General features: G+C 32.1%; 30 protein-coding genes. 29 read left to right on the plus strand and 1 reads right to left on the minus strand.

The features are described from left to right. The first annotated feature begins 6 nt into the window (after window positions 1–6). The 17 genes from ruvB to AC1EJ5_RS02770 all read left to right on the plus strand — a co-directional run bounded on the left by ruvB (window position 7) and on the right by AC1EJ5_RS02770 (window position 16,086). Window positions 7–1,014: a Holliday junction branch migration DNA helicase RuvB gene (gene ruvB / locus AC1EJ5_RS02690; protein ID WP_223420321.1), complete on the plus strand. Its 1,008-nt coding sequence runs from the start codon at window positions 7–9 to the stop codon at window positions 1,012–1,014. After that, entirely contained in the window at window positions 1,015–2,037 is a 1,023-nt protein-coding gene (gene queA, locus AC1EJ5_RS02695; protein ID WP_223420322.1) for a tRNA preQ1(34) S-adenosylmethionine ribosyltransferase-isomerase QueA, read from the plus strand. An 8-nt stretch (window positions 2,038–2,045) separates the two neighbouring features. After that, the gene (tgt, locus tag AC1EJ5_RS02700; RefSeq protein ID WP_308749550.1) at window positions 2,046–3,164 is read left to right on the plus strand and encodes a tRNA guanosine(34) transglycosylase Tgt; all 1,119 of its coding nucleotides are present in this window, start codon (window positions 2,046–2,048) and stop codon (window positions 3,162–3,164) included. Further along, on the plus strand, window positions 3,164–3,424 hold the full coding sequence (locus AC1EJ5_RS02705) for a preprotein translocase subunit YajC (protein WP_223420324.1): 261 nt from the start codon (window positions 3,164–3,166) through the stop codon (window positions 3,422–3,424). The genes tgt and AC1EJ5_RS02705 overlap by 1 nt, the downstream gene beginning before the upstream one ends. Window positions 3,425–3,488: 64 nt before the next feature. Then, complete coding sequence (recJ, locus tag AC1EJ5_RS02710; RefSeq protein WP_479814377.1) at window positions 3,489–5,219, plus strand: single-stranded-DNA-specific exonuclease RecJ; 1,731 nt, start codon at window positions 3,489–3,491, stop codon at window positions 5,217–5,219. Window positions 5,220–5,223: 4 nt separating this feature from the next. After that, window positions 5,224–7,404 (plus strand): RelA/SpoT family protein, encoded by a 2,181-nt coding sequence (locus AC1EJ5_RS02715; RefSeq protein WP_479814379.1) that lies wholly within the window; start codon window positions 5,224–5,226, stop codon window positions 7,402–7,404. Beyond that, a complete protein-coding gene (gene dtd, locus AC1EJ5_RS02720) occupies window positions 7,404–7,853 on the plus strand; it encodes a D-aminoacyl-tRNA deacylase (RefSeq protein WP_308749554.1) in 450 nt (149 codons plus the stop codon). The genes AC1EJ5_RS02715 and dtd overlap by 1 nt, the downstream gene beginning before the upstream one ends. Further along, on the plus strand, window positions 7,853–8,455 hold the full coding sequence (locus tag AC1EJ5_RS02725) for an MBL fold metallo-hydrolase (RefSeq protein ID WP_479814382.1): 603 nt from the start codon (window positions 7,853–7,855) through the stop codon (window positions 8,453–8,455). The genes dtd and AC1EJ5_RS02725 overlap by 1 nt, the downstream gene beginning before the upstream one ends. Before the next feature lie 11 nt (window positions 8,456–8,466). Continuing rightward, complete coding sequence (gene aspS, locus AC1EJ5_RS02730; protein ID WP_479814384.1) at window positions 8,467–10,215, plus strand: aspartate--tRNA ligase; 1,749 nt, start codon at window positions 8,467–8,469, stop codon at window positions 10,213–10,215. A gap of 8 nt (window positions 10,216–10,223) precedes the next feature. Continuing rightward, a complete protein-coding gene (locus tag AC1EJ5_RS02735; protein WP_479814386.1) occupies window positions 10,224–10,640 on the plus strand; it encodes a SoxR reducing system RseC family protein in 417 nt (138 codons plus the stop codon). 34 nt (window positions 10,641–10,674) lie between these two features. Continuing rightward, entirely contained in the window at window positions 10,675–11,994 is a 1,320-nt protein-coding gene (der, locus tag AC1EJ5_RS02740) for a ribosome biogenesis GTPase Der (protein WP_479814388.1), read from the plus strand. Beyond that, window positions 11,991–12,569, plus strand: a complete 579-nt coding sequence (gene plsY / locus AC1EJ5_RS02745; protein WP_308749557.1) for a glycerol-3-phosphate 1-O-acyltransferase PlsY — start codon at window positions 11,991–11,993, stop codon at window positions 12,567–12,569. Before der ends, plsY begins: the two co-directional genes overlap by 4 nt. A gap of 8 nt (window positions 12,570–12,577) precedes the next feature. After that, window positions 12,578–13,561, plus strand: coding sequence for an NAD(P)H-dependent glycerol-3-phosphate dehydrogenase (locus AC1EJ5_RS02750; RefSeq protein ID WP_479814390.1), 984 nt, complete (start codon window positions 12,578–12,580; stop codon window positions 13,559–13,561). A gap of 65 nt (window positions 13,562–13,626) precedes the next feature. Then, window positions 13,627–14,196: a cell division protein SepF gene (locus tag AC1EJ5_RS02755; protein WP_223420334.1), complete on the plus strand. Its 570-nt coding sequence runs from the start codon at window positions 13,627–13,629 to the stop codon at window positions 14,194–14,196. Window positions 14,197–14,223: 27 nt separating this feature from the next. Next, on the plus strand, window positions 14,224–14,991 hold the full coding sequence (locus AC1EJ5_RS02760) for a YlmH/Sll1252 family protein (RefSeq protein ID WP_479814392.1): 768 nt from the start codon (window positions 14,224–14,226) through the stop codon (window positions 14,989–14,991). Beyond that, window positions 14,988–15,428, plus strand: a complete 441-nt coding sequence (gene lspA / locus AC1EJ5_RS02765) for a signal peptidase II (RefSeq protein ID WP_311480385.1) — start codon at window positions 14,988–14,990, stop codon at window positions 15,426–15,428. The genes AC1EJ5_RS02760 and lspA overlap by 4 nt, the downstream gene beginning before the upstream one ends. Beyond that, complete coding sequence (locus AC1EJ5_RS02770; protein WP_479814394.1) at window positions 15,415–16,086, plus strand: uracil-DNA glycosylase; 672 nt, start codon at window positions 15,415–15,417, stop codon at window positions 16,084–16,086. Before lspA ends, AC1EJ5_RS02770 begins: the two co-directional genes overlap by 14 nt. Here the strand turns inward: AC1EJ5_RS02770 and AC1EJ5_RS02775 are convergent. Then, the gene (locus AC1EJ5_RS02775; RefSeq protein WP_479814396.1) at window positions 16,080–16,988 is read right to left on the minus strand and encodes a ribonuclease H-like domain-containing protein; all 909 of its coding nucleotides are present in this window, start codon (window positions 16,986–16,988) and stop codon (window positions 16,080–16,082) included. The two genes, AC1EJ5_RS02770 and AC1EJ5_RS02775, sit on opposite strands and share 7 nt — an antisense overlap. A 100-nt stretch (window positions 16,989–17,088) precedes the next feature. Between AC1EJ5_RS02775 and AC1EJ5_RS02780 the strand changes: the two genes are divergently transcribed. The 12 genes from AC1EJ5_RS02780 to AC1EJ5_RS02835 all read left to right on the plus strand — a co-directional run bounded on the left by AC1EJ5_RS02780 (window position 17,089) and on the right by AC1EJ5_RS02835 (window position 24,537). Then, on the plus strand, window positions 17,089–18,198 hold the full coding sequence (locus AC1EJ5_RS02780; RefSeq protein ID WP_479814398.1) for a cysteine desulfurase family protein: 1,110 nt from the start codon (window positions 17,089–17,091) through the stop codon (window positions 18,196–18,198). Next, window positions 18,198–19,361 (plus strand): tRNA uracil 4-sulfurtransferase ThiI, encoded by a 1,164-nt coding sequence (gene thiI / locus AC1EJ5_RS02785; protein WP_479814400.1) that lies wholly within the window; start codon window positions 18,198–18,200, stop codon window positions 19,359–19,361. The genes AC1EJ5_RS02780 and thiI overlap by 1 nt, the downstream gene beginning before the upstream one ends. A 97-nt stretch (window positions 19,362–19,458) precedes the next feature. Then, complete coding sequence (gene rplU / locus AC1EJ5_RS02790) at window positions 19,459–19,770, plus strand: 50S ribosomal protein L21 (RefSeq protein WP_223420341.1); 312 nt, start codon at window positions 19,459–19,461, stop codon at window positions 19,768–19,770. Next, window positions 19,770–20,087, plus strand: a complete 318-nt coding sequence (locus AC1EJ5_RS02795) for a ribosomal-processing cysteine protease Prp (RefSeq protein WP_223420342.1) — start codon at window positions 19,770–19,772, stop codon at window positions 20,085–20,087. The genes rplU and AC1EJ5_RS02795 overlap by 1 nt, the downstream gene beginning before the upstream one ends. Further along, window positions 20,084–20,365 (plus strand): 50S ribosomal protein L27, encoded by a 282-nt coding sequence (gene rpmA, locus AC1EJ5_RS02800; RefSeq protein WP_263285032.1) that lies wholly within the window; start codon window positions 20,084–20,086, stop codon window positions 20,363–20,365. Before AC1EJ5_RS02795 ends, rpmA begins: the two co-directional genes overlap by 4 nt. A 54-nt stretch (window positions 20,366–20,419) precedes the next feature. Beyond that, on the plus strand, window positions 20,420–21,700 hold the full coding sequence (gene obgE, locus AC1EJ5_RS02805) for a GTPase ObgE (protein ID WP_223420343.1): 1,281 nt from the start codon (window positions 20,420–20,422) through the stop codon (window positions 21,698–21,700). Window positions 21,701–21,708: 8 nt separating this feature from the next. Then, entirely contained in the window at window positions 21,709–21,993 is a 285-nt protein-coding gene (locus tag AC1EJ5_RS02810; protein ID WP_223420344.1) for a YhbY family RNA-binding protein, read from the plus strand. Continuing rightward, entirely contained in the window at window positions 21,993–22,589 is a 597-nt protein-coding gene (gene nadD, locus AC1EJ5_RS02815) for a nicotinate (nicotinamide) nucleotide adenylyltransferase (protein WP_479814403.1), read from the plus strand. The genes AC1EJ5_RS02810 and nadD overlap by 1 nt, the downstream gene beginning before the upstream one ends. Further along, window positions 22,582–23,166 carry a bis(5'-nucleosyl)-tetraphosphatase (symmetrical) YqeK gene (gene yqeK / locus AC1EJ5_RS02820; protein ID WP_479814405.1) on the plus strand — a complete coding sequence of 195 codons (585 nt, stop codon included), beginning with the start codon at window positions 22,582–22,584 and terminating at the stop codon, window positions 23,164–23,166. Before nadD ends, yqeK begins: the two co-directional genes overlap by 8 nt. Beyond that, entirely contained in the window at window positions 23,141–23,449 is a 309-nt protein-coding gene (rsfS, locus tag AC1EJ5_RS02825) for a ribosome silencing factor (protein ID WP_209771927.1), read from the plus strand. The genes yqeK and rsfS overlap by 26 nt, the downstream gene beginning before the upstream one ends. A 27-nt stretch (window positions 23,450–23,476) precedes the next feature. Beyond that, window positions 23,477–24,127, plus strand: a complete 651-nt coding sequence (locus tag AC1EJ5_RS02830) for a helix-hairpin-helix domain-containing protein (protein ID WP_479814407.1) — start codon at window positions 23,477–23,479, stop codon at window positions 24,125–24,127. A gap of 8 nt (window positions 24,128–24,135) precedes the next feature. After that, window positions 24,136–24,537, plus strand: coding sequence for an RrF2 family transcriptional regulator (locus tag AC1EJ5_RS02835; protein ID WP_223420348.1), 402 nt, complete (start codon window positions 24,136–24,138; stop codon window positions 24,535–24,537). Window positions 24,538–24,544 lie beyond the last annotated feature (7 nt).

The raw sequence follows: 24,544 nt of genomic DNA on the forward strand, positions 1-24,544 counted from the left end.
GGATAAATGTTTGACGAAAATACAAGAATAGTAGGTTCTAACGAGCAAATCGAAGACCTAAAACAAGAAAATTCCATAAGACCAAGGTGGCTAAAGGACTATATTGGTCAAGATAAAGCCAAAGAAAAGCTTGATATTTTTATAAAGTCTTCTCTTTCAAGAAAAGAACCCCTTGACCATGTCTTACTCCAAGGACCTCCAGGTTTAGGTAAGACAACACTTTCAACTATAATTGCAAATGAACTTGGGGTAAATTTACGTGTTACAAGTGGACCTGCCATAGAAAGGCCATCTGACCTTGCATCAATTCTTACAAATCTTGCTGAAGGCGATGTTTTATTTATCGATGAAATCCATAGGATTAATAGATCAGTAGAAGAAATATTGTATTCAGCTATGGAAGACTTTGTCCTTGATATTATTGTAGGAAAGGGCCCGAATGCCCAATCAATAAGAATTGACCTAGAAAAATTCACTCTTATAGGTGCAACTACAAGGGCAGGTATGCTTTCAGCCCCACTTAGAGATAGGTTTGGAGTTCTTTTATCCTTGAACTTATACGATAGCAAAGACCTAACAACTATTGTTAAGAGGTCTGCAAGTATTTTAGACATACCAATAGATGATAAAGGTGCGGTTGAGATTGCAAAAAGATCTAGGGGAACACCTAGGATTGCCAATAGGTTATTAAAAAGAGTTAGGGATTACGCCATAGTTAAGGCAGATGATAAGATTGATTATGAGACAAGCAAGAAGGGACTAGAACTTCTTGAAATTGACCCAATGGGTCTTGATACTATGGATAAGAAAATTATACTTACAATGTATGAAAACTTTGCAGGTGGTCCAGTTGGTGTGGATACAATAGCTGCATCTACCGGTATAGAAAATGTAACAATTGAGGATGTCTATGAGCCTTATTTACTTCAGATAGGCTTTATATCAAGGACACCAAGGGGTAGAATTTTGACTAGAAAAGCCTATGAGCACTATGGCTTAAAATATGAGGATTAGATGAGAACAAGCGAATTTGATTATTATTTACCAGAAGAATTAATAGCCCAACATCCAACCAGCAAAAGAGATGAAGCTAGGATGATGGTCTTAGATAAAATTACAGGGGAAAGGCAAGATAAGTATTTTTATAATATTATAGACTTCCTTAAACCAGGTGATGTACTTGTATTGAATGATACAAGGGTAATACCTGCTAGGCTTTTTGGCCATAGACCTGAGAAAGAAGAGAAAATTGAGGTATTTTTATTAAATAATACCGAAGGCTCAAAATGGGAAGTCCTTGTCAGACCAGGCAAGAAGATGAAAATCGGAACAGAAGTAATATTTTCCGATGAACTTTCTTGCAAAGTTATTGATATAAAAGAAGATGGCAATAGGATTGTAGAATTTTATTTTGAAGGAATTTTTGGTGAAATTCTTGATAGACTTGGGAATATGCCTCTTCCACCATATATAAAAGAAAAACTTAAAGATAATGAAGATTACCAAACAGTTTATTCAAAAAATCCTGGTTCTGTGGCAGCACCAACCGCTGGTCTTCATTTTACCAAAGAATTATTAGAAGAAATCGAAGCTAAGGGTGTTAAGCTTGCTTATTTAACTTTAGATGTAGGCCTAGGTACCTTTAGACCAGTAAATGAAGATGAAATTACTGACCATAAGATGCATTCTGAGTTTTATACCCTTAGCGAAGAGACAGCTGAAATTTTAAATGCTGCTAAAAATGAGGGTAGGAGAATAATTGCAGTAGGAACTACTTCAATTAGAACCTTGGAATCTGTATATAAGAAAAACAACAAGATTTGTGCTGATTCAGGATGGACAGATATATTTATCTATCCTGGATTTGAATTTAAAGTGGTTGATGCGATTATAACTAATTTCCACCTACCGAAATCAACTTTAATTATGCTAATCGCTGCCTTTACAAGCAAGGATATAATTTTAGATGCTTATAATGATGCTGTTAGCAAGAAATATAGATTTTTCTCCTTTGGAGACTGCATGTTCATTAAATAGGAGGATTAATGCCTTTAAAATACGAATTGATAAAAAAAGATAAATACACAAATGCAAGAGTTGGGGTGATACACACTGCTAGTGGTGATATACCAACACCAATCTTCATGCCTGTAGGAACTGTTGGCACTGTTAAGACAATGACAGTTGATGATTTAAAAGAGATGGGAGCAAAGATTATCCTCGGTAATACCTATCATCTATACCTAAAACCAGGCATGGATATTATGAAAAAGGCTGGAGGCCTTCACAAATTTATGAACTGGGATGGACCTATACTTACTGATTCTGGAGGTTTTCAAGTTTTTTCTCTTGCTGATAATAGAAAAATTAGCGAAGATGGAGTTATGTTTAGGTCTCACATTGATGGATCCAAACATTTTTTTACACCAGAAAAATCAATCGAAATTCAAAATGATATCCATTCAGATATTATGATGAGTTTTGATGAGTGTGTAGATGCAAATGCTAGTTATGATTATGTAAAAAATTCTATGGAGAGAACCCTAAGGTGGGCAAAGAGAGGCCTTGACTATCATAAGGCAAATTCTCATCCTGATCAATCTCTTTTTGGAATCGTCCAAGGCGGGATGTTTAAAGACTTAAGAGAGATTTCTGCAAGAGAGACTGTAGCTATGGACTTTGATGGATATTCGATTGGCGGCCTTTCAGTTGGCGAAACAAAAGAAGAAATGATAGATATACTTAATTTCACAACTCCACTTCTTCCTGAAGATAAGCCAAGATACAACATGGGTGTAGGTACACCAGATTATCTTTTTGAGTCATTTGAAGCTGGAATTGATATGGCTGACTGCGTTCTTCCAACAAGAATAGCTAGAAATGGTACAGCTCTTACATCAGAGGGAAGGGTTGTTATCAAGAATGCAACCTACAAGGAAGATTTTTCTCCACTTGATCCTGAGTGTGATTGTTACACATGTTCTAATTATTCAAGGGCTTACCTAAGACATTTGGTAAATGCAAAAGAGATTTTGGGAGCAAGACTTCTTTCTTACCACAATTTATATTTCTTATTAAAGATGTGTGAAAATATCAGAGAAGCCATAATGAATGATTCATTCTTAGATTATAAAAAAGAATTTTACGAAAAATACGGTTATTAATGAAACTAGAATATATAATTTTAATTATCTTAGCAGTAGGGTTTTATTACACAAATATACTAGAATTTAGGAAAGAAAAGAATAGAGAAAATTTTATTAATGACAATCTAAAAATATCTTCAAAAGTTATTACAAGATCAGGGATCCTTGGCTATGTAACAAATATTAATAAAAATGAAGTTACTATAGTAACAGGTGAAGTTGAAAAACCGTCATATCTGATTATTGAAAAATCATATATAGAAAATATTTTGGAATAGAGGCCTAGGCCTCTTTTTCTTTATAAATCTTTATTAAAGAGTATAATTTACTTGAAAGGAAGATATGGCAAACTGGTTTATTTATAACAAAAAACAAAATTATATAAACAATCTTAAGCTGGGAAATATCTCTAAACTTGATGCCCTTGTTTTGGGAAATAGAGATATTATTGACCCAGCAAAGGTAGATATGTATTTAAATCCCGAATTATCAAAGCTCCATGATCCTTTTTTATTAAATGACATGGATATGGCTGTAGATTTGATTATTGAAACCATGAAAAAAGGTGGGGAGATAAGAATATTTGGAGATTATGACCAAGACGGCATAGCGTCAGTAATGACTCTGATGGATGGTCTTTTATTTTATTATGACAATATTTCTTATGACATTCCGCATAGGGTCGAAGAAGGCTATGGGATATCTTCAAAAATGAGCGATCAAGCCATCCAAGATAAAGTTTCATTAGTAATTACCTGTGATAATGGTATTACGGGATTTGATCAAATTGATAACCTAAAAGAAGCAGGAATTAATGTCATAGTTACTGACCACCATCAAATTCAAAAAGAAGAAAATGATGAATGGCTTGATCAAATACTCCCAAATGCTGATGCTGTTATCAATCCTAAAAGACTTGATTCTACTTATCCATTTGATGACTTATGTGGAGCAGGTGTTAGTTTTAAATTAATTCAAGGACTTTATCAAAGACTTGACGGTGATGAATATTATTTATATTCCCTATTAGAATATGTGGCTATGGGCACAGTTTGTGATATCGTTTCACTTACAGATGAAAATAGGATTTTTGTCATAGAAGGTCTTAAGAGATTAAATGAGACAGAAAAAATTGGTCTAAGGGCACTTCTCGATGAAACTGGTTGGGATAGGGAAATTGATGAATACACTCTTGGATTTATACTAGGACCTCTTATGAATTCTACTGGCAGATTAAAAAGTGCAAAACTTGCCATAGACCTACTTGTAGAAGAAGATATAGATAAAATATATGAAATGGCAAGGGACTTAGTTAAACTTAACAACGAGAGAAAATCCTTAACTGAAACTGCCTATAATACGGCTGTTGAAATTATAAATGAAAATTCCTATGATAAGGACGATGTAATCATAGTATATGCTCCAGATATAAATGAATCCATTTGTGGTATTGTAGCAGGTAGAATTAAGGAAAAATATTTTAGACCAACAATAATACTTACAAACGCTAAGGAAGAAGGTCTTGCTAAAGGGTCCGGTAGATCAATTCCTGCTTACAATATGTATGATAAAATAAGTCCTTATGCTGATAAACTTGAGTCATTTGGAGGTCATCCTATGGCTTGCGGCTTATCGATAAGTATCGAAAAAATAGATGAATTTAGGAAATTTTTAAACGAAAATTCAAAGTTATCAAAGGCTGATAAAGAAGATTATATAAATATTGACACTCAAATTCCTATTTCTAAGCTCTCTTTAGAATTTGCGGAAAGTCTAGACAGATTTAAACCCTTTGGGAAAGATAATTCTAGACCGGTTTTTGCAAATAAAGGTGTAGATATTGCAGCAATATCTTTGATTGGTAAAGATAAAAATACCTTAAGATTATCCTTGTTTCAGAATGGAATTTACTACAATGCTATTAAATTTCAGGCGGAAGATGATTATAATTACTTAAAAGAGAAATTTAATGGAGAAATTCTAGGCAAAAAAATTGATATTGTTTACTATCCAGATGTAAATGAATTTAGGGGAAACAGAACCCTTCAACTAAAATTAATTGATATTAGGTGATTTTATGGCAACCGATTTTAATAAAGAATTTATAAAATTTAAAGAACTAATTTTAAAAAATAATCCACACGCTAACATAGATCTTATAAAAAAGGCCTATGATTTTGGCGTTATCCACCATAATGGACAGAAGAGAAATTCTGGAGAAGATTATTTTATCCACCCGATTGCCGTTGCGTCTAATTTATCAGATATGAAACTAGATGATGAAACTATTTGTGCTGGTTTAATGCACGATGTCCTAGAAGACACTGATGTTACTAGAGATGAGATGAAAGCTGAGTTTGGTGAAGAAATTACTTTTTTAGTTGATGGAGTTACCAAGCTTAAAAATCTTAATTATACTTCAAAAGAAGAAAAACAAGCTGAAAATATTAGAAAAATGGTTATGGCTATGGCAAATGACGTAAGGGTAGTCCTTATAAAACTTGCTGATAGGCTTCATAATATGAGAACCCTAGAATATATGACTAGGTCCAAGCAATTACAAAAGGCGAATGAAACTATTGAAATATATGTGCCTCTTGCCCACAGACTTGGAATCTATTCTTTGAAATGGGAATTAGAAGATCTTTGTTTCAGATATCAGGAACCAGAAAAGTACTATGAACTTGCCGAAATGGTAAGTGTAAAAAGACGTGAGAGAGAAAATTACATCAACGAAATAATTGAAACCTTAACAAAATCTCTTGAGTCAACAAATATTAATTTTGAAATTTCAGGAAGACCTAAGTCTCTTTATTCCATCAATAAAAAAATGGAAAGAAATAAGATTGCTTTTGAAGAAATTTACGATTTAACAGCAGTAAGGGTCCTCGTTGATACTATAGCTGAATGTTATGCAGTTCTTGGCAAGGTTCATTCATTGTGGAGACCAATACCAAATAGGATTAAAGACTACATTGGCCAACCTAAACCAAATGGTTACAGGTCACTTCACACTACAGTATTTGGTGATGACTCCAAGCCTTTTGAAGTTCAAATAAGGACTCGAAAGATGCACAGAGAGTGTGAATTTGGCGTAGCTGCCCATTGGCGTTATAAAGAAAATAAAAAGACAAAGTCAGAGTTTGACGATGCAATGAGCTTTTTAAGGCAGATTGTAGAATGGCAGCAAGAAGGCGGTAAGGATGTTAATAATGAAGAGTTCATGGAGACTCTTAAGACAGATTTTTTCTCAAGAGAAATATATGTCTATTCGCCAGCTGGTGAAGTTTATTCCTTGCCTATAAATTCATGTGCAATTGATTTTGCCTACAAAATCCATACTGAAGTTGGAAATTCTTGTGTTGGTGCAAAAGTTAATGGTAGGATGGTTCCTATAACCCAACCATTAAAAACTGGGGATTTGGTAGAAATTATTACCAGTAAAAATTCTCAAGGACCAAGTAGAGACTGGCTTAATATTGTTAAAAGCAACCAAGCAAAGTCAAAAATCAAACAATTTTTCAAGCGATTTGATAAGGAAGAAAATATTGAAATTGGTAAATCTTCAGTAGCTCGTGACCTTAAAAAATATAGGCAAAACTACAGATATCTCCTTAAGGAAGAATGGCTTGCTGAAATAGCATCCGATTTGGGATTCCCATCTGAAGATGAAATGTATGCATCAGTTGGTTATGGAAAAACAACTGCCGAACAAGTTAGCCAAAAACTAATAAGAAAAGATAAAGAAGAGCTTAAAAAAGAAGAACTAAGCAAACCATTAGATATAAATCAAAAAGAAATTAATACCCAAGTTACTAACGAGATTAGGGTATCAGATCTCGAGGATGATGTTGAGGTTAAGTTCGCTAAATGCTGTACTCCTGTGCCAGGAGATCCAATTATAGGATTTATTACTAAGGGAAATGGAATATCAGTCCACGTTAAAACTTGCCCTAATATCATCAATTCAAAGTCTCCAGAAAGACTAATTGATGTATACTGGCAAAACCTATCTACAGATAAGTTTCCAGTTAAAATCCAAATTATTTCTGCAAATGGACCTTCAATTATATATGAGGTTTCTAAGATGATGTCAACCTTTGACGTTAATATCTTAAGCATCAACGCAAGGACTGACAGTGATGCAGGTATTATGGACTTGGTTATAGAAGTTACAAGTACAGAACAATTAGACAATGTAATTAAGAAACTAAAGACAATTAAAACTGTCTCAGATGTATTTAGGGTGAAAAGTTAATGAGAGCAATTATACAAAAAGTTACAAAGGCAAATGTTGTAGTAGAAGGTGACTTAATTTCTGAAATAGGAAATGGATACATGATCCTAATAGCCGTCAAAGATACTGACAACGAAGATGACCTTGCCTATATAAAAAGAAAAATAGCAAATTTAAGAATTTTTGAAGATGAAGAAGGAAAAATGAACCTAAGCCTTAAGGACACAGGTGGTGAAATACTCCTTGTTAGTCAATTTACACTTTATGGTGATGCTAGAAAAGGCAATAGACCATCTTTTACTGAATCAGCCGGACTTGAAAAAGCAAATGATTATTATGAAAAACTTCGTGATGAGCTTGTAAATGAAGGTTTCATCGTAAAAACTGGTCAGTTTCAAGCCCATATGGAAGTAAGTCTTGTAAATGACGGACCTGTTACAATTATTCTTGATAGTGAAAGGATATTTTAATGGAAATCAATAAATTTACCCTAGGTCCTGTTATGACCAATACCTATCTTGTCCATGAAAATGGGAGAGGATTTATAGTAGATTGTCCTTACCCATCAAGTGCGCTTGATAAGTTTATAGAAGACAATAAAATAAAAATAGAATTTATTATACTAACTCATACACATTTTGACCATGTAACTGGTTTGAAATATTATAAGGATAGGTTTGGTGTGGATGTTTATGCTTCACAAGACTCTAAAGAGCTGGCTGAAGATCCTAATTTTAATTTAGGATATCATATAAATAAGCTTGAAGTACCAATTGATCATTACCTTAAGGATGGGGAAGTATTTAGTAAATATAATATTAAGGCTATAAAAACACCTGGCCATACAATAGACTCAATGTCCTTTGTTTTGGGAGATGCTATTTTTACAGGAGATACCTTATTTAGGCTTTCTGTAGGAAGAACAGATTTTCCAGGTGGGTCTTTTGAAGAGATTAAAGACTCTATCATAAATAAACTGGGCAAACTCGATAGGAGTGCAAAGATTTACCCGGGTCATAATGAAAACAGCACTCTAGGATTTGAATTAGACAATAATCCATTTTTACAATAATTGGAGGAAGTATGGAATTTAAAAGAACACATATGTGTGGCAGCTTGAGAATAGAGGACTTAGGCAAAGAAGTAGTTTTAATGGGCTGGGTTGCTAAAAAACGTAACCTAGGTTCCTTGGTTTTTATTGATTTAAGAGATAAAACAGGAATAAGCCAAATTGTCATAAGAGAAGATGATAAGGATAATTACGAAAAAGCACGTCAAATATCAGCTGAGTATGTCCTTGAAGTTAAGGGAAAAGTTTTTGAAAGAGAAAGCAAAAACCCCGATATACCAACAGGTGATATAGAAATTATTGCTGATAAGATCAATATTCTTGATAAGGCAAAAACACCACCAATCTATATCAAGGATGATGATGATGTTAGTGAAAACTTAAGATTGAAATACAGGTATCTAGATATGAGAAAACCTTCAGTGCAAAGGAATCTCAAGCTTAGGTCTGATATTGTTAGGACTATGAGAGAATATTTCTACGAAAATGAATTTACTGAAGTAGAAACTCCATTTTTAACAAAACCAACCCCAGAAGGTGCGAGAGATTATTTAGTACCATCAAGAATTAATGCTGGTAAATTTTATGCTCTTCCACAATCTCCACAATTATTAAAACAAATTTTGATGATTGGATCTCTTGATAGATATTTCCAAGTAGTAAAATGTTTTAGAGATGAGGACTTAAGGGCAAATAGGCAACCAGAATTCACCCAGCTAGACCTTGAAATGAGCTTTTCTGACCAAGATGATGTAATAGCTATGAATGAGGGACTACTTAAAGTTCTTTTTGATACTTACACAGATTATGATTTAAAACTACCTATCAATAGAATGGATTACAGTGAAGCTATGGAATCTTACGGATCTGATAAACCGGACTTAAGATTTGGCTACAAAATTCAAGATGTAACAGAACTTTTCGTAAATAGTGAATTTAAGGTATTTGCTGATAATACAAGCGATGGTAGGTCTGTAAGAGCAATTAACTTTGCTGGACTTGAAGAAAAGTATTCTAGAAAGCAATTAGATAAATTAACTGACTTTGTAAAAGATTATGGTCTAAAGGGCTTATCTTACATTAAATTTAATGAAAGTATGCAATCATCAATTAAAAAATTCTTAACTGATGAAGTCATTGATGGTTTAAAAGAAAAGTTAGATGCAAAAGATGGAGATCTAATCTTCCTTGCAGCTGACAAGGACAGGACAGTTCTTGAAGGACTAGGTGCATTAAGAGTAAAAATTGCTAAGGAAAATGACCTCTACGAGAGAGAATATGCCCTAACCTGGGTAGTAAATTTCCCAATGTTTGAATACAGCGAAGAAGAAGATAGGTATGTAGCTCAACACCATCCATTTACAATGCCAAATGAAGAAGATATTGATTTATTGTTAACTGAGCCAGAAAAAGTAAGAACTCAAGCCTATGATATTGTTATAAACGGAGATGAAATGGGTGGAGGATCTGTTAGAATTAACAATTCAGACCTACAAAAAAAGGTATTTGAAGCTTTAAAATTGACTGATGAAGATATACAAAATAAATTTGGATTCTTTATTGAAGCTCTTCAATACGGAACACCTCCACACGCAGGACTTGCCTATGGTCTTGATAGATTATTGATGCTATTTGCAAAAACAGATAATATCAAGGATATAATTGCTTTCCCAAAAACTCAATCTGCAACATGTCCATTAACTGAAGCGCCTGCTTTAGTGGACGATAAGGCACTTGAAGAACTAAATATAAAATTGAGGTGAATTAATTAATGGCAATGACTAAAGAAGGTTTAGTCCTTGAAAATAACAATGGCAATTTAAAAATAAAAGTGGACCGCAATAGTGCATGTGGATCATGTGCTGCGAGCGGTTCTTGCGCAGAAAGAAAAACAACAATAATAGAAATATTTTCTGCAGATAACATAAATAAAGGAGATAAGGTAATCTTAGAGAGTGATGCCGATGAAATTAGTAAAATTTCTGCTCTTGTTTATGTAGTTCCAGTTATTTTAGTAATGATAGGTGCTCTAGCGCCTTCATTTTTACTAAAAAACTCAGGATATGATACTAATCTGATAAGTTTAGGTTCAGTTATCTTAATGCTAGTTTTATCAGTTTTATATATAAAAAGACTTGATAAGGGAGCAAAAAAAGAAAATCTTATGAAGGTTAGAAAAATTTTTTAAAGAATAACAATTAATAATTGAATTGGAGGGGAAAATGGCTTTACCAATAGTAACCCTAGTAGGCAGAACAAATGTAGGTAAATCTACCTTATTTAACCGCCTAGTTGGAAAAAGAAAATCAATAACAGAAGATGTATCAGGAGTAACAAGGGACAGGATAGTTGATAAGGCTGAATGGCAAAACAATGAGTTTTTGCTTGTTGATACTGGCGGAATTGATATATCAAGCAAGGACATGATGAATGTTGAAATAAGGGGTCAGGTAGAAAAAGCCCTCCTTGAAACTGACCTAATCTTATTTGTAGTTGACGGCAAGGAGGGTGTAAATCCTCATGATGTTGATATAGCAAATGAGATTAGAAAATACAATAAACCTGTAATTATAGTTGCAAATAAGGTTGATAATATGAAAACTCCAGATGATCTCTACGATTTTTATTCATTTGGATTTGACAACCTTATTATGATTTCAGCTGAACAAGCCAAGGGGCTTGGTGACCTCCTAGATGCGGTTATTTCATTTATAGATTTTTCCAAATATGAAAACTTAGAAGACGAAACTAGGATAGCAATCATAGGCAAACCTAATGCTGGTAAGTCTTCGTTAGTAAATCTCTTACTAAATGAAGATAGAATGATTGTAACTGATATAGCAGGAACAACTCGTGATGCAGTTGATTCTTACTGGACCTACAATGATCACAACTATGTTTTAATCGATACAGCAGGTCTCAGGAGAAAATCGAAAGTAAAGGAAAATATTGAATATTACGCCAACCAAAGAACATTTGACGCTGTAGACAGTGCAGAAATTTGTCTATTTTTGATTGATGCTACGGTTGGTGTTACCGAGCAAGATGCTAAGATAGCTGGTTATGCCCATAACAATAAAAAAGCGATAATAATTGCTGTAAATAAATGGGACCTAGTAGAAAAAGATACTAATACCATGGCTCAAATGGAAAAAGAAATAAGAAATACCTTATCTTTCGCCCTTTACGCTCCAATTGTATTTATATCAGTAAAAGATAATGCTAGGATAGATACCTTACTTGATATGATAGTGGTTGTTGACAATAATTATAGGATGAGGATTAAGACAGGAGTCTTAAATACAATCTTACAAGATGCTATGCTATTAAATCAGCCACCACAAGATAAGGGCAAGAGATTAAAAATTTACTATATGAGTCAAGTTGGAACATGCCCACCAAAATTTATGTTATCAATAAATGATAGGGAATTATTACACTTTTCATATACTAGGTACCTAGAAAATCAAATCAGACAAAATTATTCCCTAGTAGGAGTACCATTTAGCTTCGTATTTAAGGAGCGAGGGGATAAAAAATGATTTATTTTATTATTGCCCTTTTATCTTATGGCTTAGGAAGCCTTCCTTTTGGATATTTTATCGGTAAGTATGTTTACAAAAAAGATATCAGATCCATGGGATCAGGCAATATAGGAACAACTAATGCCTTAAGAAATTTTGGTAAGACTGCAGGGCTACTAACATTCATTTTAGATGCCTTAAAGGGTGCTGTTGCTACTTATATAGGCGGAAAAATAGCTGGTGAAAACGGAATGTATCTAGCTATGTTCTTCGTTGTTATAGGTCATATGTATAGTTTTCTACTTAATTTCAAGGCTGGAAAGGGCATAGCAACGGTTTTTGGTGCTTTAATTTACATCAAACCATTATTTGCACTTTGTATGTTTGCGGTGTTCTTTGTAGTAGTATTATTATCAAGAATGGTTTCTCTAGGATCTATAAGTGTTTGCCTAGTTGCAATATGCGCAAGCTTTTATAAGTATGGTTTTAATTATTTTAGTCTTAGTCTATCAATTATTGCGATGATTATAGTGGTAAAACACAAAGACAATATAAAAAGAATCATAGAAGGTAAAGAAAATAAATTATTTTAGGGGATATGATGACAATATCTATACTAGGAGCTGGATCTTGGTCGACAGCAATAGCTGACTTGTTGGCAGAGAGGGAAGATGTTCTCATTTATGCCAGAGATGAAAAAGTTGTTTCATCAATCAATAATGACCATATAAATACAAAATATTTTCCAGATAATGAATTAAGAAAAAATATCAGAGCAACGAACAATCTAAAAGAGATTTTTAAAAATAAATATATTGTTAACGGAATACCAACCCAACAAGTTAGAAATGTTTTAAAACAATGCGAAGGATTATTAAGTGATGATAAAATAATAATAAATCTATCAAAGGGCTTGGAACTTTCTAGTCATAAAAGAATTTCTGAAATATTTAAAGATTTTAATCCAAAAATTTCTTTTGTAGCCCTAAGTGGACCATCTCACGCTGAAGAAGTTATAAAGAAGATGCCTACAACAATAGTATCTGCAAGTGAAGACATGAGTCTTGCTGAAGAAATACAAAGGCTATTTGTTAGAGATTATTTTAGAGTTTATTCTTCAAATGATCTAATTGGAGTGGAACTTGGCGGTGCTATCAAAAATATTTTGGCATTTGGGATTGGTATGGCCCAGGGTCTTGGTTATGGCGACAATGCTAAGGCTGCCCTCATCACAAGAGGAATACATGAGATGAGTAGGTTTGCATGTGAATTTGGTGCCGAATTTAAGACTATAAATGGTCTAGCTGGAGTCGGTGACTTAATTGTTACTGCAACAAGCATACATTCAAGAAATAATAGGGCAGGTATCCTAGTTGGCCAAGGCCTTAGTCTCGAAGACCTCAATGATAAAATAAAGATGGTTGTTGAGGGTATACCAACAACTAAGTCTGTTTATGAACTTGCCAAAGATAAAAATATAGATCTACCTATTACAAATGAAATTTACCAAGTGTTATTTAACAACAAGAATTGCAATGATTCAGTAAATGATCTAATGAATAGGGAGATAAAAAGTGAATTTTAAATTTTTACTTTATAATCGTTTTAGTATATAATGATAGTAGATAAAACTAGCAAAGGATGATAAAAATGTTTGAGAAATTTAAAGAATTCATTGGTATCGATGATAATTATGATGATTATGACGATGATCAAATGTATTATGATGATGAAGATGATAAGCTAGAAGATAATAGACCTAGAACAACTTACAGCGACTTATTAGATGATAGCAAAGATAACACCTATTCTGATGATTCATTTAAGTCAAGCAAATCGAGTTTTTCTGATGATTATTCATTTGGAAATTCATTTAAATCAGATAATACTGAAGATAAGGTAGTGAGCATTAATAGTAGTGGTAGTTTTACCAGGAGTAGCAATATGAGAATATCTATACAAGAACCTTTAGACTATGATAACGATGGACCAGTGGTTATAGAAGAAATCCTTAAAAATAGGGTCGTAGTATTAAATCTAGAAATGGTTGATAATGACCTAAGAATGAGAATATTCGACTTTGTAAGTGGTGCAGTTTATGCACTTAAAGGTAATATGAGGAAAGTTACAAAGGGAATCTTTGTGATAACACCAAATGGCGTTGAAATTGATTCTTATGTAGCAGATCAAATTTCAGAAGGAAATTATAACCAACTATAGATCGATTAAGTTCGATCTTTTGTTTTTATGGCATTAGAATATAATTTAGATCATATCACTGACAAACAGAAAAAAACAAATATTAGAAAGGCCTTATCTATTTTAGAGAAGGCTTTTTATAAGAAAATAGAAACTCAAAGTTTCTTTTTAGATCCTTTTGAACAAAAGACTTTGGCAGAAATTGCTAAAAAAAATTCAATTGGTATTTGCTTTTTGGGTGGAAATCCTGACGCTGAAAGAAAAATTTTTGTTGCAAACTATTACTATGAACCACTATATGAGCCAAATTACATCAGTGTTTTGGAATTTGAAGCTTCTGATATTCATCACCCTGATGTTTTAGGAGCACTTTTAAGCCTAGGAATTAATAGGAATGATATTGGAGATATTTCTATCCTAGATAATAAAGTTGAATTTGTCATAAGTACTGACCAGGCAAGTTTTATAGAATTCAATCTAACAAAGATTAAAAATGAAAGTGTAAATCTTAAATTTAAGGAGGATGCACAGCTTGACTTGATTGTACCTAGCTATGATTCATACAATGGTTTTGTTTCTAGTTTAAGGCTTGATAATTTACTTAGTTTATTTTTATCAACATCAAGAACCAAGGCTAAGGAAATTGTGAAGGCAAGACTGGTTAAAGTTGATTTTCAAATAATTGATGATCCATCCTACCAAGTCGATGAAGGATGCCTAATCTCTGTCAGAAGGTTTGGAAGATTTGTTTTTGATAGTATAGATGGTTATAGCAAAAAAGGTAATTATCACATAATATACAGGAAAGTAAAATGATATATATAATAATTATTATCTTAGGACTTGTTTTAGACAGAGTTAGTAAGATATATGCAGTTAACAATTTTATAGAAAACCCAATAGAAGGCCCTTTCATTAACCTAACATACCTAGAAAATAGAGGAGCAGCTTTTGGAATATTGCAGGATAAAAGAATTTTCTTTTTAATTATAACTATAGCTATAGTATGTTATTTACTATATTATTTTTATAAGTCTTATAAGACAAATCCTACTATTTTAAATACAGCCCTTGCAATGATTATTTCTGGTGCTTTGGGAAACTTTTATGATAGATTTGTAAATGGTTTTGTTGTTGATTTTTTAGAATTTTCATTTTTTTCTTTTCCAGTCTTTAATGTTGCGGATATATTTGTAACTTTGGGATGTGGATTAATGATAGTATATATAATTTTTATTCATGAAGATAAATAACGATTGGGATCTTATACTAAAAGATGAATTTGAAAAAGAGTATTTCAAAAAAATAGATTCTTTTTTAGATAAGGCCTATTATGAAAAAAATATATATCCGCCAAGAGAAGAAATCTTTAAAGCCCTAGAGCTTTCCTCTTATAAGGACACAAAAGTTGTTATACTTGGTCAAGACCCATATTATAATTATGGTCAAGCTCAAGGTCTTTCCTTTTCTGTAAATGAAGGAGCAAAACTTCCTCCATCATTGAGAAATATTTACAAGGAAATGGAAACTGACTTGGGTATAAAACCGACATCAAATGGTTCTTTAATTTCTTGGGCAAAGCAGGGGGTACTATTACTAAATGCTAGCCTTACTGTCGAAGAAAAAAAACCAAATTCCCATAAATCTATAGGTTGGCAGATTTTTACTGATAAGATTATTAGTCTTCTTAATGAAAGGAAAGATCCCCTAGTATTTATACTTTGGGGAAATTTTGCTAGGAGTAAAAAGTCTTTAATTACAAATCAAAGACATTTAATAATAGAATCAGCTCATCCTTCACCCTTATCAGCTAGGCATGGATTTTTTGGGTCAAAACCTTTTTCAAAGACTAATGAATTTTTAAAGAAAAATAATATAAAAGAAATAGATTGGAAAATAGAGAATCAATAGTGATTCTCTATTATTTCTTTACATAGATTTAGAATGTTTTTATAGTTATAAGTTGAATTTTCTTTAATTACTAAAAGCTTATCATTAATTTCAATGCTTGAAAAATTTTTTAGATTAAAGTTATTAATGCTTACAAAACCAGTATTTTTATCATCAAAACGTCCATATAATACGTGAAGGTTAAGTTTGATGGTATTATCATTTATAACAATCTGATAATTATTTTCAGCAACAAATAGGTCTTTTAAATCATTTTCTGATATAAACTCGAAGTTCCCAATATCTTTGTTTATATTTGCCTTTACAATCCAAAATTTACCTATTTTAGAATTTATAGATAGTTTATTAATGTAGAAATCTTCTAAGTCAGATAGTGCTTCAGTAGCTATTAGATCATTTTCGTTATGTTTTAGAATAGGGTAGGGTTTATTTCTTGTGATTATATCATCTGTAAGCTTGCTAATGACCTTATATCGGCTAGGGTCATCTCTTTCTATTCCTATTAATTTTTCTATATCCATAAGTTTCATTGAATCATAGGAAAAAAACTTAGAATTCCATTTTATAATTTTATATATATCTAAGCTATCTTCAGGAAATATAGGTATTAGTTTATGGGCAATGAGCCTTGAATTTAGAAATGGGATGTCAAAGTTATCACCATTAAATGTTATAAGCTTTTTGCCTTTTATTTCCCTAAGGAATATTTTTAAAATCCTAATTTCCTCATCATCTGTTTCTGCAAAGTACTGGTGAATATATGTTTCGCTATTTTCTTTTTTTACGAGACCCAAAAGAACCAATTTATCTCTTTTAAAATCAAGCCCAGTTGTTTCAATATCTAAAACAAGGTCCTTATTATTTATTTTTGCTCCGCTAATTTTAATTTTTTTGCTTATCATATAAGCATTATACTATTTAAATCTTCTTAATATCAGTAAAATCCTAACTATCTTGTAATCTTTGCAAGCTCTAATATAATAATATAATTAAGGAGTATATATGATATATTTAGATAATGCTGCTACTACAAAAATGTATGATGAGGCAATTGAAGCTTATGTAGATGCTTGTAAAAATCATTTTGCTAATCCTAGCGCTCTTCATTCATATGGGATGGATGCAGAAAACTTAATTAAGGAAACAAAAAAATATATAGGCAAATTAATATCTGCGAGTGAATCAGAAATATTTTTTACAAAGTCAGCTACAGAGTCAAATAACATCGCTATAAAATCTTTTGATGGACTTGCTATTACTAGTAAGATTGAACACTCATCAGTTTATAATACATTTAAGAACTCACATTTTGATGAAGTTAGATACATTTCAAACGATAATTATGGTTTCATAGATGAAGACGATCTTAAAATAAAATTAGACAACAAAGTGACATTTGTTTCTTTTATATATGTGAATAATGAAATAGGAACAATTCAAGATATTAAAAATCTTTCTAAAATTATTAAGGGTTTTAATAAGGATATAGTAATCCATATTGATGCAACCCAAGCAATGGGAAAGATCTCATGTGATGTAGAAGACCTTGGTATCGACATGATGAGTTTTTCTGCTCATAAATTTCACGGACCAAAACAGCTAGGCGGTTTATATATTAGGAAGAATATTCAAGGAAAAATAAAGCCTCTTCTAGACGGAGGCTACCAAGAAGTTTTTTCATCAGGCACAAACAATCCACCTGCAATTTATGCTTGTGGGATTGCCCTAAAGAAGCAAATAGAATCTAATGAATACACCTATATAGAGGAATTAAATCATTACTTAAGAAAATTAATTAAAGAGAATATCAAGGATTCGTATATAATTTCACCAGTTGAGAATTCTTCTCCATACATATTAGATGTTGCCTTTTCAAATATAAAATCAGAAGTTCTACTTCATATGTTAGAAGAAGAAGAGATTTATGTATCAAGCGGCTCTGCCTGCTCGAAAGGTCAATATAGCAGGGTTTTATCTGCCTTAGGCATTGATAAAAAGTATATGGATGGAGCAATTAGGTTTTCTTTTTCAAACGAAATAACAAAAAAAGATTTGGATTTTACATTAAAAGTTTTAAAAGACAGTATAGAAATGATAAGGATGGTAATTTAATGGAATGGATGTTAGCAGTTAGTTTTGGAGAAATATTTCTAAAGGGGAAAAATAGGCATATTTTCTACAAAACAGCTATTGATAATATAAAAAGAAATATAAGAGATATTCCGTATAAGGATATGTATTCAGAATCTTCTAAACTTTATATAAGGGCTGATGAAAAAGATTTTGAAAAAATCAAAGATAATATTTTAAAAGTTTTTGGGATTTCTTATGTTGCTTACGCTATAAAAACAGAAAAAAATATTGAAAGTATATATGATGCTTGCAAAGTTGACCTTGAAAAGTATTTTTCAGATAGACCTTATACTTTCAAAGTAGAGACAAAAAGAACGGATAAAGCTTTTGAATATAAGTCACCAGAACTATCTGCTAAGATTGGAGGATTTATTTTAAGAGATTTTCCAAACTTAAGGGTGGATGTTCACAATCCTGATTTCAAAGTTTTTATTGATGTAAAAGATAATGTTTATGTTTATTCAAAGAGATTTGAAGGTCTTGGTGGACTTCCAATTGGCTCTTCTGGTAGGGGACTTCTTTTATTATCAGGAGGAATTGATTCGCCAGTTGCTGGATTTATGGTGGCAAAAAGAGGAATGAAAATTGATTGTATTCACTTCCATTCTTATCCTTTCACCTCAAAGAGAGCCCTACAAAAAGCTATAGATCTAGCTGAAATCATGTCTGCCTATACTGGAAAAATGAGAATATATTCAGTAAATCTAGCAAATATTTACAAGGCAATAAATCAAAATTGTGATAGGCGAGAAACAACTATTTTATCAAGAAGGTTTATGATGAGAATTGCTAATAAGATTTCTGAAGTAAATGATTATCAAGCCCTAATTACAGGAGAATCTTTAGGACAAGTTGCAAGTCAAACTATTGAGTCGGTTGCAGTAATAAATGATTCATCAGAAAGTCCAATCTTAAGGCCGTTAATAGCAATGGACAAGAAAGATATCATCGATATATCAATGAAAATTGGTTCGTATGATAAGTCAATAGAACCATATGATGATTGTTGTTCAATTTTTGCACCTGATAAGCCAGTCACAAAACCAAAACTATCTTATATAAAATTATCGGAAGAAAATCTTGATATAGAAGCCTTAGAAAATGATGCAATCAACAATATGGAAATTATTGAAATTGCTTGACAAAGTCATAATTGAGAGTAATATATATGAGTAGACCGCTCAGCTAGGGCTCTGATCCCCGAATGCTGGCGAGAATATTAAAAATAGGAGGCTTTCCATGTACGCAATTATTAAGACAGGTGGAAAACAATACAAAGTATCAGAAGGTGACTTAGTAAGAGTTGAAAAACTTGCTTACGAAGTTGGTGAGACTGTAGATTTTGATCAAGTACTATTAGTATCTAACGATGGTGAACTTAAAGTAGGTTCTCCACTAGTAGAAGGTGCTAAGGTATCAGCAACAGTTGAAGATCAAAATAAAGATAAGAAAATTGTTGTTTATAAATATAAACCTAAAAAACAATATAGAAAAAAACACGGCCACAGACAACCTTATACTTTAGTAAAAATTAATAGCATAAGTCTTTAATGATTAATATTGATTTATTAATCAATAAAAAAGACGAAATAGTAGGTTTTGAGATAAAAGGTCATGCGGAATATGATGAGTACGGCAAAGACCTTGTATGTTCAGCTGTAACTATTCTTGCCTATAGCTGTGTAAATAGTCTTGATAAATATCTCGATGATGTCAATTTTTCTGATGATGAAATAACCATGTCAGTAGAAATTAAAAATCCAAATAGGGATACGGATGTCATTTTTGATTATTTTAAGATCGGGATTGAAACACTTTTAGGTAACTATAGCAGCTACGTAAAATTAAATTATAAGGAGAAATTATGATATTAAATATTAATTTACAAAGATTTTCAAGTAAAAAAGGAGTTTCTTCATCTAAAAACGGTAGAGACTCAAATGCAAAAAGACTTGGTGTCAAAAGAGCTGATGGCCAGTTTGTAAACGCTGGAACAATCATTGTTAGACAAAGAGGAACAAAAATCCACCCAGGTAACAATGTTAAGAGAGGTGCTGATGATACTCTTTATGCATCATGTGAAGGTGTTGTAAAATTTGAAAGAAAAGGCAAAAGCAGAAAACAAGTATCTGTTTATGCACAATAATTGATAAAAAATTAAGCTTGCCTTTGGCAAGCCTTTTTTTATGAAAGGAAAACTATGATTGATATAGCAAAAATAAGTATCAAGGCAGGAGATGGCGGTAACGGTGCTGTTGCCTGGAGAAGGGAAAAGTACGAACCTACTGGTGGACCAGCAGGAGGCGACGGTGGTGATGGCGGCTCGATTATTATTAGAGCAACTAGAAACCTATCTACCCTTGATGAATTTAGATATAAGAAAAATTTTAAAGCAGATAATGGTGAACAAGGTGGTAAGAGCAAAAAGTTTGGAAAAAAAGGCGAAGATCTTTATATACCAGTTCCTGTTGGCACTATAATCAGAGAGGCAGAGTCTAATACCATCATTAAAGATATGAAAAAAGATGGTGAGGAATTTTTAATAGCCAAGGGTGGTAGAGGAGGACGTGGAAATGTTCACTTCAAAAACTCAATTAGACAAGCACCAAGATTTGCTGAGTCAGGAAAAAAAGGCCAAGAAATCGAAGTTATTTTTGAGCTTAAAGTTCTCGCAGATGTAGGACTAGTAGGACTTCCTAATGTGGGCAAATCTACACTTCTTTCAGTAATAACAAAAGCAAAACCAAAGATAGCAAATTATCATTTTACAACAATTGATCCAAACCTTGGGGTTGTTAATGTTGACCATGAAAGAAGCTTTATTGTAGCCGATATAGCAGGTCTAATAGAGGGTGCAAGTGAAGGCACAGGACTTGGTCATGACTTTTTAAGGCACATTGAAAGATGCAGAATTTTAATTCATCTTGTAGATATTTCAGGACTTGAGGGTAGAAATCCTATAGAAGACTTTGAACTAATAAATAAGGAATTAAAGCTCTACAATGAAAAATTATCTGAAAAAACTATGATAGTAGCTTTAAATAAGTCGGAACTGGATTATAACGATAATGCTTCTAAATTTATTGAAGCGTATGGAAAAGATTACATGATATTTAAGATTTCTGCCGCTACAACAACAGGTATTAAGGAAATGATCGACTATGTTACAGAAGAACTTGAAAAATCTAATCAAGAGGAATTTGCTTTATATGAAGAAGTTGATGAAAATTTCCTAGAAGATTTCTATAATAAAGAAATTGACTTTGACTTAAATATCAAAAAAGAAAATGAAATCTACCTTGTTTATGGAAAAAGAGTGGACAATCTCTTAAAGAAAGTCAATATTGATGACTATGATTCTATGATTTATTTTGAATCAACCTTAAGAGAGATGGAAGTATTTGATAAATTAAAAGAAATGGGAATAGAAGACGGAGATAGTGTTGCTGTAGGTGATATTGTCTTTGAATATTACGAATAGGAGGATATATGTTAACAGGTAAACAAAGAGCAAGATTAAAACAAGAAGCTCATGATTTTAAACCAATAATTAATATCGGAAAACTATCATTATCAGACCAATTACTTGAGGCAATTGATGAAGCACTTGAAGCCAGAGAATTGATAAAAGTAAAAATATTAAATAATAATCTGGACGACGCAGATTATATTATTGACACTATAGTTGAAAAACTAAACTGTGAATTTATTTCACATATAGGTTCGATTTTTACAATCTATAGGAAAAGTGATAACAACCTTTATAATTTGTAATGAGAATAGGTTTATATGGTGGGACTTTTGATCCAATCCATCTTGGTCATCTAATTGTAATTGAAAATGCAATTAATGAAATGAAATTAGACAGGGTGATTATTCTGCCAAGCTCAAATCCACCCCACAAAAAACACAAAGATAAGACTAAGGCAGATATCAGGGTAGAGATGGTTGCTGAAGCTATAAAGGATAATCCAAAAATAATTTTATCTACTTTTGAATCTTCAAATAATATAGTTAGGTATACCCATGATACCTTGGAATATTTCACAAAAAATTTAGAAGCTCATGAAATATTTTATATCATGGGAGAAGATTCATTTATGACTATAGATTCTTGGAGAAATTACAAAAAAATACTTGGTTTTAATATCATAGTATTCGCCAGAGAAGGCATAGAAAAGGACAGTCCACTTGTTAAGAAAGTTGAAAAAGTCCGCAAAGATAATCCTAATATTTACCTCATAGCTATCTTAAATATAAATATTTCTTCAACTTTGATTAGGTCTTTAGCTAAAAAAGATAAGAGTTTAAAGTACCTGGTTAAAGACGAAGTTGAGTATATTATAAAAAATAGGAATTTATATGAATAAGATGAAAGATATTCAAAATAAGTTGATAAATGATATAGGTGAAAAAAGATTCAAGCATAGCTTAAGGGTTGCGGAGACTGCAGTTAAACTTGCAGATAATTATGGACTAGATCCAAAGAAAGCCTACCTAGCTGGTCTTATTCATGACTGCGCAAAATATAACGAAGAAGCCTATATAAAAAAATACAATATTGATTTTTCTATCTATCCGGTATCTTCGATTAAAGATCCTGTACTACATTCATTTTTAGGAGCAGAAGTCGCAAAAAAAGTGTATAATATATATGATAGGGATGTTTTAAAAGCTATCGAATATCATACAACTGGTCGACCTGATATGAGTGATTTAGAAAAAATTATTTTCATCGCTGATGCAATTGAGCCAGCTAGAGATTTTGAAGGCATCGATAAGATTAGAAAATTAGCATTTGAAAGCCTAAATAAAGCTATGCTAAATCTTTTGGATAGCAACATAATATTTTTGATAAGCAAGAAGGCTTTGATAAATCCCTTAAGCTTTGAAGCAAGAAATTACTTGATTGAGGAGAAAAATGGAAAAATTAGACATAATAGTTAAAACATTAGAAGATAAATTAGCTGAAGATGTAAATGTCATAAAATTAGAAGACTCATCTGTTGCAGACTACTTTGTCATAGCTACAGGTAATTCTATAAACCAAACTAGGGCCTTAGCTGATTATATAGAAGAAAATCTTCATAAAGAAGGTTATGAACTTTTATCTAATGAAGGACTTCGTGAGGGAGAATGGATTCTAATAGATGCTGGGGACATAATAGTACACATCTTCACACAAAAGCAAAGAAAGTTTTATGATTTAGATAATTTGTGGGAGAATTAATCTCTCCCACCTTTTATAGGAGTTTATATGCCTAAGGATAGGAAAGATAAAATCATTTTTGCAGGTGTAATTTTCCTTGCTTTTCTTGTCGCAAATGTTTTTTCTAATGCTGGGTTTAAAGATATTTTTAATAAAAACGAAGACGAAATCGTAATGTCTAAGCCTGATAATGAAAATTTAGATGATATGAAAAACAAAGAAACCTCTTCAAATGATTTGTCTACCGAAGATAAGAAAGTATATATTTCTGGAGAAGTTAAAAACTCTGGTGTATATGATATAAAAGATGGAGATAGATTAGATGATCTTGTCAAAAGAGCTGGAGGTTTTACCGAAAAAGCAGATATAAATGCAATAAATCTAGCTTTAAGGTTGGAAGATCAGATGAAAATATACATACCTAATATTGATGAGAATCAAAACATAAATGCTGATAATACCAATCTAGCCATGGGAGAAGTTACATCTACTAATCAAAAGTCTTCAGGCCAAAAGATAAATATAAACTTGGCTAGTAAGGAAGAGTTGATGACCTTACCTAATATTGGTGAGAAAAGAGCTCAAGCCATCCTAGACTATAGGCAAGAAAATAAATTTACAAAAATCGAAGATATAAAAAATGTAAGTGGCATAGGTGATAAGTATTTTGAAGCTATGAAAGATTTGATTACAGTATAGGGGTATATATGAAATTATCTACTAGAGGTAGGTATGGATTAAGAGCAATTTGTTATATAGCTGAAAACCAAGACAAGGGTTTTATACCTGTCTCTGAAATAAGTGAAAATTTAAATTTATCTGAAAATTATTTAGAACAACTAGTTAGGATGTTAAAAAAAGATGGCTTGATTAAGTCAAGCAGAGGACCAAAGGGTGGATATAAAATTAATAGTGATTTAGAAAACATAACAATAGGTCAAGTTTTAAGAAGTTTAGAGGGTGACATGACAACAAGTGATTGTGTAAGCGGCAAAGTAATTTGTGACGATAAATGTGACGCCTATGACCTATTTACCAAACTAGATTACTTAATTAACCAAGCTATAGATTCCATTACTTTGGATAATATTGTTAAACATGAAATTTAAGGAGAAC

It is taken from the genome of Anaerococcus sp. C0059F3 (assembly GCF_056590475.1).

Coding starts and splice junctions, on each gene's coding strand:
- AC1EJ5_RS02750 (WP_479814390.1), top strand. CDS start 12,578: ATGACAATATCTATACTAGGAGCTGGATCTTGGTCGACAGCAATAGCT.
- AC1EJ5_RS02725 (WP_479814382.1), top strand. CDS start 7,853: ATGGAAATCAATAAATTTACCCTAGGTCCTGTTATGACCAATACCTAT.
- rsfS (WP_209771927.1), top strand. CDS start 23,141: ATGGAAAAATTAGACATAATAGTTAAAACATTAGAAGATAAATTAGCT.
- rplU (WP_223420341.1), top strand. CDS start 19,459: ATGTACGCAATTATTAAGACAGGTGGAAAACAATACAAAGTATCAGAA.
- ruvB (WP_223420321.1), top strand. CDS start 7: ATGTTTGACGAAAATACAAGAATAGTAGGTTCTAACGAGCAAATCGAA.
- queA (WP_223420322.1), top strand. CDS start 1,015: ATGAGAACAAGCGAATTTGATTATTATTTACCAGAAGAATTAATAGCC.
- plsY (WP_308749557.1), top strand. CDS start 11,991: ATGATTTATTTTATTATTGCCCTTTTATCTTATGGCTTAGGAAGCCTT.
- AC1EJ5_RS02705 (WP_223420324.1), top strand. CDS start 3,164: ATGAAACTAGAATATATAATTTTAATTATCTTAGCAGTAGGGTTTTAT.
- AC1EJ5_RS02715 (WP_479814379.1), top strand. CDS start 5,224: ATGGCAACCGATTTTAATAAAGAATTTATAAAATTTAAAGAACTAATT.
- tgt (WP_308749550.1), top strand. CDS start 2,046: ATGCCTTTAAAATACGAATTGATAAAAAAAGATAAATACACAAATGCA.
- thiI (WP_479814400.1), top strand. CDS start 18,198: ATGGAATGGATGTTAGCAGTTAGTTTTGGAGAAATATTTCTAAAGGGG.
- AC1EJ5_RS02780 (WP_479814398.1), top strand. CDS start 17,089: ATGATATATTTAGATAATGCTGCTACTACAAAAATGTATGATGAGGCA.
- AC1EJ5_RS02755 (WP_223420334.1), top strand. CDS start 13,627: ATGTTTGAGAAATTTAAAGAATTCATTGGTATCGATGATAATTATGAT.
- AC1EJ5_RS02735 (WP_479814386.1), top strand. CDS start 10,224: ATGGCAATGACTAAAGAAGGTTTAGTCCTTGAAAATAACAATGGCAAT.
- AC1EJ5_RS02830 (WP_479814407.1), top strand. CDS start 23,477: ATGCCTAAGGATAGGAAAGATAAAATCATTTTTGCAGGTGTAATTTTC.
- recJ (WP_479814377.1), top strand. CDS start 3,489: ATGGCAAACTGGTTTATTTATAACAAAAAACAAAATTATATAAACAAT.
- AC1EJ5_RS02760 (WP_479814392.1), top strand. CDS start 14,224: ATGGCATTAGAATATAATTTAGATCATATCACTGACAAACAGAAAAAA.
- dtd (WP_308749554.1), top strand. CDS start 7,404: ATGAGAGCAATTATACAAAAAGTTACAAAGGCAAATGTTGTAGTAGAA.
- AC1EJ5_RS02835 (WP_223420348.1), top strand. CDS start 24,136: ATGAAATTATCTACTAGAGGTAGGTATGGATTAAGAGCAATTTGTTAT.
- lspA (WP_311480385.1), top strand. CDS start 14,988: ATGATATATATAATAATTATTATCTTAGGACTTGTTTTAGACAGAGTT.
- aspS (WP_479814384.1), top strand. CDS start 8,467: ATGGAATTTAAAAGAACACATATGTGTGGCAGCTTGAGAATAGAGGAC.
- obgE (WP_223420343.1), top strand. CDS start 20,420: ATGATTGATATAGCAAAAATAAGTATCAAGGCAGGAGATGGCGGTAAC.
- AC1EJ5_RS02795 (WP_223420342.1), top strand. CDS start 19,770: ATGATTAATATTGATTTATTAATCAATAAAAAAGACGAAATAGTAGGT.
- yqeK (WP_479814405.1), top strand. CDS start 22,582: ATGAATAAGATGAAAGATATTCAAAATAAGTTGATAAATGATATAGGT.
- rpmA (WP_263285032.1), top strand. CDS start 20,084: ATGATATTAAATATTAATTTACAAAGATTTTCAAGTAAAAAAGGAGTT.
- nadD (WP_479814403.1), top strand. CDS start 21,993: ATGAGAATAGGTTTATATGGTGGGACTTTTGATCCAATCCATCTTGGT.
- AC1EJ5_RS02770 (WP_479814394.1), top strand. CDS start 15,415: ATGAAGATAAATAACGATTGGGATCTTATACTAAAAGATGAATTTGAA.
- AC1EJ5_RS02810 (WP_223420344.1), top strand. CDS start 21,709: ATGTTAACAGGTAAACAAAGAGCAAGATTAAAACAAGAAGCTCATGAT.
- der (WP_479814388.1), top strand. CDS start 10,675: ATGGCTTTACCAATAGTAACCCTAGTAGGCAGAACAAATGTAGGTAAA.
- AC1EJ5_RS02775 (WP_479814396.1), bottom strand. CDS start 16,988: ATGATAAGCAAAAAAATTAAAATTAGCGGAGCAAAAATAAATAATAAG.